The sequence below is a fragment of the Metasolibacillus sp. FSL K6-0083 genome, from assembly GCF_038630865.1.
In the GTDB taxonomy this organism is placed as follows: Bacteria; Bacillota; Bacilli; order Bacillales_A; family Planococcaceae; genus Metasolibacillus; species Metasolibacillus fluoroglycofenilyticus.
Genome location: NZ_CP152046.1, coordinates 3,807,501 through 3,816,549 on the forward strand (window position 1 = coordinate 3,807,501; position 9,049 = coordinate 3,816,549).

Annotated in this window: 6 protein-coding genes, 19 tRNA genes and 1 rRNA gene; 22 read left to right on the forward strand and 4 right to left on the reverse strand. The window is 40.8% G+C overall.

The window, feature by feature from the left end:
* Positions 1-21: 21 nt before the first annotated feature.
* From nadA to nadB, 3 genes are read right to left on the reverse strand one after another with little or no spacing between them, the layout of a single operon-like run.
* Entirely contained in the window at positions 22-1,125 is a 1,104-nt protein-coding gene (gene nadA / locus MHB51_RS17850; protein WP_342558719.1) for a quinolinate synthase NadA, read from the reverse strand.
* Positions 1,112-1,972: a carboxylating nicotinate-nucleotide diphosphorylase gene (gene nadC, locus MHB51_RS17855; protein WP_342558720.1), complete on the reverse strand. Its 861-nt coding sequence runs from the start codon at positions 1,970-1,972 to the stop codon at positions 1,112-1,114. Before nadC ends, nadA begins: the two co-directional genes overlap by 14 nt.
* Positions 1,929-3,503, reverse strand: coding sequence for an L-aspartate oxidase (gene nadB, locus MHB51_RS17860; RefSeq protein ID WP_342558721.1), 1,575 nt, complete (start codon positions 3,501-3,503; stop codon positions 1,929-1,931). The genes nadC and nadB overlap by 44 nt, the downstream gene beginning before the upstream one ends.
* 91 nt (positions 3,504-3,594) lie before the next feature.
* Here nadB and MHB51_RS17865 point away from each other — a divergent pair, with 91 nt between their 5' ends.
* The gene (locus MHB51_RS17865) at positions 3,595-4,677 is read left to right on the forward strand and encodes an IscS subfamily cysteine desulfurase (protein ID WP_066167669.1); all 1,083 of its coding nucleotides are present in this window, start codon (positions 3,595-3,597) and stop codon (positions 4,675-4,677) included.
* 191 nt (positions 4,678-4,868) lie between these two features.
* Here the strand turns inward: MHB51_RS17865 and MHB51_RS17870 are convergent, their stop codons facing one another.
* Complete coding sequence (locus tag MHB51_RS17870; RefSeq protein WP_066167666.1) at positions 4,869-5,885, reverse strand: DUF2332 domain-containing protein; 1,017 nt, start codon at positions 5,883-5,885, stop codon at positions 4,869-4,871.
* A 108-nt stretch (positions 5,886-5,993) separates the two neighbouring features.
* Between MHB51_RS17870 and MHB51_RS17875 the strand changes: the two genes are divergently transcribed.
* From MHB51_RS17875 to MHB51_RS17975, 21 genes are all read left to right on the forward strand, one after another.
* Complete coding sequence (locus tag MHB51_RS17875; RefSeq protein ID WP_066167663.1) at positions 5,994-6,872, forward strand: LysR family transcriptional regulator; 879 nt, start codon at positions 5,994-5,996, stop codon at positions 6,870-6,872.
* A gap of 305 nt (positions 6,873-7,177) precedes the next feature.
* A 5S ribosomal RNA gene (gene rrf / locus MHB51_RS17880) occupies positions 7,178-7,293 on the forward strand.
* Between the two features lie 4 nt (positions 7,294-7,297).
* Positions 7,298-7,373 (forward strand) — tRNA-Val (locus tag MHB51_RS17885).
* Between the two features lie 8 nt (positions 7,374-7,381).
* A tRNA-Thr gene (locus MHB51_RS17890) sits at positions 7,382-7,457 on the forward strand.
* A gap of 4 nt (positions 7,458-7,461) precedes the next feature.
* Positions 7,462-7,537, forward strand: a tRNA-Lys gene (locus MHB51_RS17895).
* 18 nt (positions 7,538-7,555) lie between these two features.
* Positions 7,556-7,640 (forward strand) — tRNA-Leu (locus MHB51_RS17900).
* Between the two features lie 36 nt (positions 7,641-7,676).
* Positions 7,677-7,751, forward strand: a tRNA-Gly gene (locus MHB51_RS17905).
* Positions 7,752-7,757: 6 nt separating this feature from the next.
* Positions 7,758-7,846, forward strand: a tRNA-Leu gene (locus MHB51_RS17910).
* Positions 7,847-7,855: 9 nt separating this feature from the next.
* Positions 7,856-7,932, forward strand: a tRNA-Arg gene (locus MHB51_RS17915).
* Positions 7,933-7,940: 8 nt separating this feature from the next.
* A tRNA-Pro gene (locus MHB51_RS17920) sits at positions 7,941-8,017 on the forward strand.
* A gap of 29 nt (positions 8,018-8,046) precedes the next feature.
* A tRNA-Ala gene (locus tag MHB51_RS17925) sits at positions 8,047-8,122 on the forward strand.
* 18 nt (positions 8,123-8,140) lie between these two features.
* Positions 8,141-8,214: transfer RNA gene (locus tag MHB51_RS17930), tRNA-Met, on the forward strand.
* Between the two features lie 6 nt (positions 8,215-8,220).
* Positions 8,221-8,297, forward strand: a tRNA-Ile gene (locus MHB51_RS17935).
* A 19-nt stretch (positions 8,298-8,316) separates the two neighbouring features.
* A tRNA-Ser gene (locus MHB51_RS17940) sits at positions 8,317-8,409 on the forward strand.
* A 43-nt stretch (positions 8,410-8,452) separates the two neighbouring features.
* Positions 8,453-8,529, forward strand: a tRNA-Met gene (locus MHB51_RS17945).
* Between the two features lie 3 nt (positions 8,530-8,532).
* Positions 8,533-8,608: transfer RNA gene (locus MHB51_RS17950), tRNA-Asp, on the forward strand.
* Positions 8,609-8,622: 14 nt separating this feature from the next.
* Positions 8,623-8,698 (forward strand) — tRNA-Phe (locus tag MHB51_RS17955).
* A 7-nt stretch (positions 8,699-8,705) separates the two neighbouring features.
* Positions 8,706-8,776: transfer RNA gene (locus tag MHB51_RS17960), tRNA-Gly, on the forward strand.
* A gap of 9 nt (positions 8,777-8,785) precedes the next feature.
* Positions 8,786-8,862 (forward strand) — tRNA-Ile (locus MHB51_RS17965).
* Positions 8,863-8,873: 11 nt separating this feature from the next.
* Positions 8,874-8,948 (forward strand) — tRNA-Asn (locus MHB51_RS17970).
* A gap of 5 nt (positions 8,949-8,953) precedes the next feature.
* A tRNA-Ser gene (locus MHB51_RS17975) sits at positions 8,954-9,044 on the forward strand.
* Positions 9,045-9,049: the final 5 nt, after the last annotated feature.

Below are 9,049 nucleotides of genomic sequence, written 5' to 3' on the forward strand. Positions count from 1 at the left end.
GAAACCGACTGCCTTTCCTTATTAAACACGTGCTAGCATACGATCAAGTGAGATACGTGCTTCTATAGCTGTATTTTCATCTACTTCAATGCGATTTTGTGGCTGACCAGCAGCAATACTTTCTAGTGACCATAGTAAATGTGGTAAATCGATGCGATTCATTGTTAAACAAGGACAGAAGTTTTCGTTTAAAGAAATAATATGCTTATCTGGATGCTCTTTGATAATGCGGCGCACAAGGTTCATTTCTGTACCAATTGCCCAAGATGAGCCACTTGGCGCTTGGTTAATTGTATCAATAATGTATTTTGTCGAGCCTGAGTCATCCGCCGCCGCTACAACTTCACGACTGCATTCAGGGTGAACGATAATGCGCATCTCGGGATACGTTTGACGAATCATCGCTGTGTGTTGAACTGTAAAACCTTCATGGACAGAGCAATGACCTTTCCATAAAATCACTTGAATATTTTCAATTGGTTGTTCTGTTTCAAGCTTTTGGCTATGTGGGTTCCAAACAGCCATATTCTCAAGCGGAACGCCTAGCTCATACGCCGTATTGCGACCTAAATGCTGGTCAGGTAAAAATAAAATGCGCTGCTTTTTCGTGAATGCCCATTTAACCATCTCTTTAGCATTGGACGATGTAACGCAAGCCCCACCGTATCTACCAGTAAATGCTTTAATTGCGGCAGTAGAATTAACATAAGTTAGAGGGATAATCGTATCACTGAAAAGCTTTTGTAAAACCGGCCATGCTTGCTCTGTTTGATAAATATCAGCCATATCAGCCATTGAGCACCCTGCGCGCATATCAGGTAAATAAACATGCTGCTTGTCAGTTGTTAGCATATCCGCTGTTTCTGCCATAAAGTGCACACCGCAAAATACGATATGCTCTGCCTCCTTATTTGCTGCTGAAATTTGGGCAAGCTGTAAGGAATCCCCTGTAGCATCAGCGAATTGAATTACTTCATCTTTTTGATAATGATGACCCAAAATAAAAAGTTTGTTTCCTAAACTTTTTTTTATTTTTAATATGCGAGCCTCCATCTCAGCCACTGATAATGTTCGATAATGCTCTGGTAATAAAGATGTTTGCTGTAGTAAATTAGTGATTGACAAGACAATCTTCTCCTTTCAATTGAACAAGTGCGCTAATATCGAAAGCTTGTACGGAATGTGTAAGTGCACCAAGAGAAATCCACTGCACGCCAGATTGCGCATAGGCCTTTAAATTTTCAAGTGTAATACCGCCAGAAGCCTCCGTTGCAATATGACTAGGGATAGAAGGTAGCCACTCGCTTATTTCAGCGGGTGAACGATTGTCGAACATAATAATATCCGCTCCAGCAGCAACAGCTTCATCTAATTGTGCTTTTGTTTCAATTTCTACTTCAATTTTGACAGTATGACCAATTTTGGCACGAGCAGCCTGAACTGCTTTTGTAATGCTTCCGGCAAAAGCAATATGATTATCCTTTAGCATAATTGCATCGTATAAGCCGTTGCGATGATTATAGCCACCGCCCACACGTACTGCATATTTATCAAGCATGCGTAAACCAGGAATAGTTTTACGAGTATCTAGTATTTTTGCTTCTGTGCCAAGCGTTTTATTGACGGCACACTGAGTAGCAGTAGCAATTGCTGACATTCGTTGAATTAAATTTAAAATTACGCGTTCACCTATTAAAAGCTTTTGAAGTGAGCCTTGAATATGGGCAATTAAATCACCGCTTTTAACAATTTCTCCATCTTTTTTATGAAAAGTAATGACGATAGATGGGTCAAGTAAGCGAAAGCCTTGCTCGATAATAGGGACACCACAAAAAATTCCGTTATCTTTGGCATAAAAAGAAAATGCTCCTTGCTGATCTACTGAAAAAATAAGCTCGCTTGATAAATCGCCATCACCTATATCTTCATTAAAAAACTGCTTTAGCATTTCCTCGAGTTTGATTATATTCATATAAAGAATCCCTCACTTCCATTTGTCCTTGTGAAAAAATAATCCAACGATTTGCCCAATTTGTATCCGCGCTAGGGTAGTCTGTACGGATATGTGCACCGCGTGTTTCAGTGCGAGTTAATGCGGCTTTTGCCATTAATATAGCAACAATATGCATCATGTAAAGCTCTAGTTGCTCGCACTTTAAGTTTTCCTTCTTAGTAGAAAGCAGCGTTTGTAATGATGGCAATTGCTGCAAAAAATCTTGAATGCTTAAAGGATTTCGCACGATACCCAATGTTTCCATTATCTTTTGTTGTAATTGGTCTTTAGTCCATAAATGGGGCATAGCACCCTCATTACTGCTTTGCTTAAATATAAAATTTTGCTGCTGCAAGCCTTTTTCAATAATCGCTTGTGCCATTCGCTGTCCAAACGTTATTGCTTCTAATAAGGAATTGCTTGCAAGGCGATTTGCGCCATGTACCCCAGTACAGGCAACTTCTCCTATAGCATATAAAAAAGGGATGGAAGTTTGTCCTGAACTATCCGCAATCACGCCACCCATTAAAAAATGGCTACCTGGTGCTACAGGAATTAAGCCATCTTGTAAAGATATGCCATTTTCAATACATAGCTTTGTAACCGTAGGGAATTTTCCCTTGAATTTTTCAATCATTGAAATATCTAGAAAGGTTTCTTCTCCAGCAAGGCGCTTCATAAATAGTGTGTGCGCCGTAATATGTCGAGGTGCTAAATCACGACCTTGCATAATCGGTTGTCGTTTGGCATTAACAAAAATAGCTCCTGCTCCACGTACCGCTTCGGATATTAAACCTTTTGCCTTGCCATTGCACCATAACAAAGTAGGGTGAAACTGCATAAATTCCATATCGCTAATAGCTGCCCCAGCATGATAGGCAAGGGCAATGCCATCACCAGTATTAGTAGAAAAATTAGAGGTGCAGCTATAAAGAGCACCAGCTCCGCCTGTTGCAATGACAGTGTGATGGGCAAGATAGCGTCTTGAACCTTGATTTCCTGTTGTAAGTGCACCGATACACTCACCATTTGTATTTAATAGCAATTCATAAGCTGTCTCGTGTTCATTAATTGTAACGGCTCGAGGTAGCTGGTCTATTAAATAATGAATAAAGCATTTGCCAGTTTGGTCTCCTCCAGCATGCAAAATACGGTTATGGCTATGCGCTCCCTCTAAACCGAGGATTGGTTCGCCATTCGTATCCCTATCAACTGGTAGACCTTGTTGTAAAAGCTCATCAATAAGCTGTGCACCATTTTTTATTAATTGCTCAACATTCGATAAAATATGATGATATTCACCAGCGCGTAATGTGTCGTGAATATGGAAGTTAATATTGTCTGTTCGTGTTGTAACGGCAGCAATGCCTCCTTGCGCTCTGTAAGAGCTACTTGTTGTTATAGAAGACTTTGTCACAAGCTGCACCTGAAAATATTGCCCTAATATACGAGCGGCTTGAAGTGCAGCTATACCGCTACCGATAATAAGAACATCTGTCTTTATGTACATAATAAAACCTTCTTTACAGTTGTCTTGACACATATCTTTACATAAAATAAAGAAGAAAACAAGACTTAAGAAGAAAGAAGGGTAGAAAAATATGATTTATTTAGATTACGCAGCAACAGCACCAATGACAGAAAAGGCACTAGCGGTATATTGTGAAGTTGCAAAAAAATATTATGGCAACAGTGCTAGTTTGCACGATTTAGGTGGGCAGTCACAATATTTTGTAGAACAGGCGAGACAGGTCATTGCACAAGCCCTTAATTGTAATAAAGACGGTATTATTTTTACAGGTAGTGGGACAGAGGGAAATATAATAGCAATTTTGTCATTAGCGCTTGCCTCAAGTAAGGGGAAGCATATTATTTCATCACAAGCGGAGCATACGTCCGTTCATGCCGCGTTAAATACATTAGAAAAAATGGGCTATCGTGTTACGAAATTGGCCCTACAGCAGGATGGCTGTATTGATGTGGAACAATTGCGCGCAGCAATATGTGAAGAAACTGCATTGATTGCAATTCAGCATGTCAATTCTGAAATAGGCGCGATTCAGCCAATTGAACAAATAGCTCACATTGCAAAAACACATGATATATTCATGCATGTTGATTGTGTGCAATCTTTTTGTAAATTACCGCTACAAATTCAAGTCGATGCCATCACTGTATCAGCTCATAAAATTGGTGGTCCAAAAGGCTGTGGAGCAATTTATATAAATCCAAAACTAGGTGTGCCACCTTTAGCACCGGGGGTTACACACCAAAAAGGCTTGCGTGGAGGTACGTTAGATACACCGGCCATTGTTGCCTTTGCTACAGCCGTTGAAGAATACCATTATGAAAGAGACCATTATGAAAAATTACGTCAATATTTAAAAGAAAGCTTACCAGAAAGCTGTGAACTTATTGAATCAAAGGAGCAATTACCGAATATTTGCGGCGTAATAATGGAAAAGGTTGAAGGGCAGTATGTTTTATTAAAGTTAAATGAAGCTGGAATTGCAATATCTACTGGAAGTGCTTGTGATATTCACAGTGATTCAGGTACAAAGGCCATTTTATCAATGGGCTATTCAATAACCGCTGCTCGCCAATTTTTTAGAATGTCTTTTGGGGAAAGCACATCTATTGAGAGTTTAACAAAAGTACGACAAGCTCTTCTGTTGATTAAGTGAGGCGGCTGTGGGGTTTTTACGATGCAAGGAAAATTTAATTTCACCAATTCACTTCATTCGGAGAAAAATGCGCTAAGCGCAATGTTTCTCCCGTTTTCCAAGAGCCTTTTGAAGAAACACTAACGACAGTGTCCAAAAAAGCCGGCTCTGCACGGCTTTTTGGACGCTCATTGTAAAGGGGTCTTACACGCTTAACACCAAGAAAAAAATTGCCCATGGCTTCCTGCTTTAGGGAGAAGCCGGATTTCTTCATTCAAATGTGCCGATAAGTAATCGACATGAATATTTTCATCATACATATTATTGTAAACGTGATAAATGGGCTTATCTTTCGCTATATTTGCTAAAGTTTGTTGAAACGCTTCCTTTAACTCGTTTGAAAACTGATTAGCGACATGTGTGTGAAAAATAACGATTTGATGCGCATTAGAAATATTCTGAATGATAGATGGTAGTAGTTGAAGCACGTCTCCCTCTAATAATGTTTTGGGCACTTCTGAATGAATAGTTGACGCTTGATGTAATAACTTGCGTCGCTCCTTATGCTCTGGCCATATTAAAGCTTCTAGCCACATATAATCATCCCTATTTTGTAGCTGTAAAACATTCAAATCAATGCCGTAACGGTCAGATACTTGAAAGTCTCTGTAGCACGTCAAAGCATTTCCTATATTCTCGGATTTAAGTAGTACTTGGCTTTCTAGATGACCGTAATAAATAAAGGAATCACCTTCCTTTACTTCATAGCAATATTTATCAACATTCAATAAAAGACCCGCACTTGTGCCAATTTCAATTAAGGCTAACGGTTTTTGAGCTCTTTTCGCAATGTCGCTAAAAATAGGATATAAATAAGCGCTCCGTCGAACTTCATTTGTTTGAACACGCCTTGTTTGAAAGCATTGAATGAGCGCTTGTTCATACTTTTTTACAAACTTTTGTAAGGCTGAATAACTTTCTTCTATAGGTAAAGGATTTAACACGAACGATGGAATGTATCTTTTTAATGGGTCATCATATCTCATTAATAAAAATTGGATTGCTGCAAAAAACAAATTAGGTTTCGGTTGGGATGCGGGAATTTGTATAAGCAATTGTAGCATTTCCTCGTCATGAATAATTTTTTTGCACCAAAAGTAGTATAATGAACTATTATTCTTTGTTTCTATTTCGGCAAAGCGAGTAAACGATAAAATCAATTTTTCCATTGATAATCCTCCATATACTTTGATATTATCACTGTAAAATAATTATCAAATTAAATAAATTAATTAAATTTAATTGAATTAATTAAAAAAATTAATCAGAGGTGTAAAATGGAACTAAAGTGGATTCAGTCTTTTGTCGTCGCTGCTGATACAGGGAATTTCCGTGAAGCAGCGGAAAAGCTATTTATATCTCAACCGAGTATTACAATACATATTCAGCTATTAGAAGAAAGCTTGCAAGTTAAGTTGTTTCATCGAGAGCACACAAAAATATGGCTATCAGAGGAAGGGAAATTCTTTTTAAAGCAAGCAAAGGAAATTTTGCAAAAAGTGGAGGACAGTAAACGCGATACATTGTTTTACGCAAATCAGTATAGAAAAAGTATTACAATTGCTTTATCACCACTTCTAGTAGAAACAAATTTACCACTTATTATTTATCAATTTTTAATGGAGCATAAGGAATATGAAATTAAAATTGCGGTTGTGGATTCAGAGCAAATTGACGAGCAGCTTTTAGCTAATCAAGTACATATAGGCATTGGCATTGGAGGAAGCAGGCATCACCTTATACACGCTGAAAAAATTATGTCGAGTCCGCTACAGCTTGCTGTTCCATTAGATAGTTATGATGATGAGACGGGAGAACATTATGATTATCGTTCTTTATTTGAAAAATACCCCTTACTTACTGGACATTTAAAAGAATCGGTATTGATCGAGCCATTGCTAAAGAAACATTTTTCATTTATACGTACAATGTCAATTTCTCAAACTTATATTGTTAAACAGTTTGTTAAAGATGGACTAGGGATGGCCTTTTTACCAAAATCAACGATATATAAAGAGATGATGGAAGGCAGATTTAATATTATCGATTTTGATTTATTTGAATTACCAGTAATTGATTTATTTATAAAATACGATAAAGAAAATGAGCAGCTCTTGCCCTTATTAAAGAAAATAAGAAACTCTTATATGTATTGAAAAGAGCATGTACTATCAAGTTTCTTAATATACTATTATAATTAATTTCAACTGAGTGAAATTAGCTATTTTCTTTTAGAAAATCACTTGCTATAATGGGCAACAGAGTATTTTATTTTATCCCGCATTAACGGGTAGTAAGACGCCCACTTCAGATTTAATTGAAAATCGACTAATTGAAGCTTCACTTTATCAATTAGAAAAAAATATTATTTTTTTCAAAAAAAGTATTGCATAATGTGAGAGAACATTATATACTAATTCTTGTCTTGAAGAACGGATGAACGTTCTGAAATAGAGAATAGTCTAGTGATGATGGCAAAGAGGTCACACCCGTTCCCATACCGAACACGGAAGTTAAGCTCTTTAGCGCCGATGGTAGTTGGGGGCTTCCCCCTGTGAGAGTAGGACATCGCTAGGCAAATGGAGGATTAGCTCAGCTGGGAGAGCACCTGCCTTACAAGCAGGGGGTCGGCGGTTCGAACCCGTCATCCTCCACCAAACAAAATGCCGGTGTAGCTCAGTTGGTAGAGCAACTGACTTGTAATCAGTAGGTCGTGGGTTCGACTCCTATCGCCGGCACCATTTTGAGCCATTAGCTCAGTCGGTAGAGCATCTGACTTTTAATCAGAGGGTCGAAGGTTCGAGTCCTTCATGGCTCACCATTAAAGACCAAAATTCTTGCGGGTGTGGCGGAATTGGCAGACGCACTAGACTTAGGATCTAGCGCCGCGAGGCGTGGGGGTTCGACTCCCTTCACCCGCACCAATAAAAACAAACCTGTCAGAATAAAAAATAGCACATGCGGAAGTAGTTCAGTGGTAGAACACCACCTTGCCAAGGTGGGGGTCGCGAGTTCGAACCTCGTCTTCCGCTCCAACATGTGCCGGGGTGGCGGAACTGGCAGACGCACAGGACTTAAAATCCTGCGGTAGGTGACTACCGTACCGGTTCGATTCCGGTCCTCGGCACCATTTTAAAAAGCGCCCGTAGCTCAATTGGATAGAGCGTCTGACTACGGATCAGAAGGTTATGGGTTCGACTCCTGTCGGGCGCGCCAAAAAAGTTCGGGAAGTAGCTCAGCTTGGTAGAGCACTTGGTTTGGGACCAAGGGGTCGCAGGTTCGAATCCTGTCTTCCCGACCATGTACAACCAATGGGTAGTAAAAAATTATGGGGCCTTAGCTCAGCTGGGAGAGCGCCTGCCTTGCACGCAGGAGGTCAGCGGTTCGATCCCGCTAGGCTCCACCAACCATAAGTAAAGATCCTGGCGGCGTAGCTCAGTTGGCTAGAGCGTACGGTTCATACCCGTAAGGTCGTGGGTTCGACCCCCTCCGCCGCCATCTTAAGGACCTTTAGCTCAGTTGGTTAGAGCAGACGGCTCATAACCGTCCGGTCACAGGTTCGAGTCCTGTAAGGTCCACCATTTTAAACGTTCATATAACGGAGGAATACCCAAGTCCGGCTGAAGGGATCGGTCTTGAAAACCGACAGGCGGGTTAAACCGCGCGGGGGTTCGAATCCCTCTTCCTCCGCCATCTTTTAAGAACAACTAAAATTGGTGAACAACATATTGATTATCGCGGGGTGGAGCAGCTCGGTAGCTCGTCGGGCTCATAACCCGAAGGTCACAGGTTCAAATCCTGTCCCCGCAACCAAAAGGTCCCGTGGTGTAGCGGTTAACATGCCTGCCTGTCACGCAGGAGATCGCCGGTTCGATCCCGGTCGGGACCGCCATTTTAAAAAAAGATGGGTCAGTAGCTCAGTTGGTAGAGCATTAGACTGAAGCTCTAAGTGTCGTCGGTTCGATTCCGTCCTGACCCACCATTTCTACGCGGGTGTAGTTTAATGGTAAAACCTCAGCCTTCCAAGCTGATGTCGTCGGTTCGATTCCGATCACCCGCTTCTAAATAAGGGCCTATAGCTCAGCTGGTTAGAGCGCACGCCTGATAAGCGTGAGGTCGATGGTTCGAGTCCATTTAGGCCCACCATAAAAGCGTATTCCGAAGTAGCTCAGTGGTAGAGCAACCGGCTGTTAACCGGTTGGTCGCAGGTTCGAGCCCTGCCTTCGGAGCCAATTTTGGGGAAGTACTCAAGAGGCCGAAGAGGCGCCCCTGCTAAGGGCGTAGGTCGGGTAACCGGCGCGAGGGTTCAAATCCCTCCTTCTCCGCCAGCAAC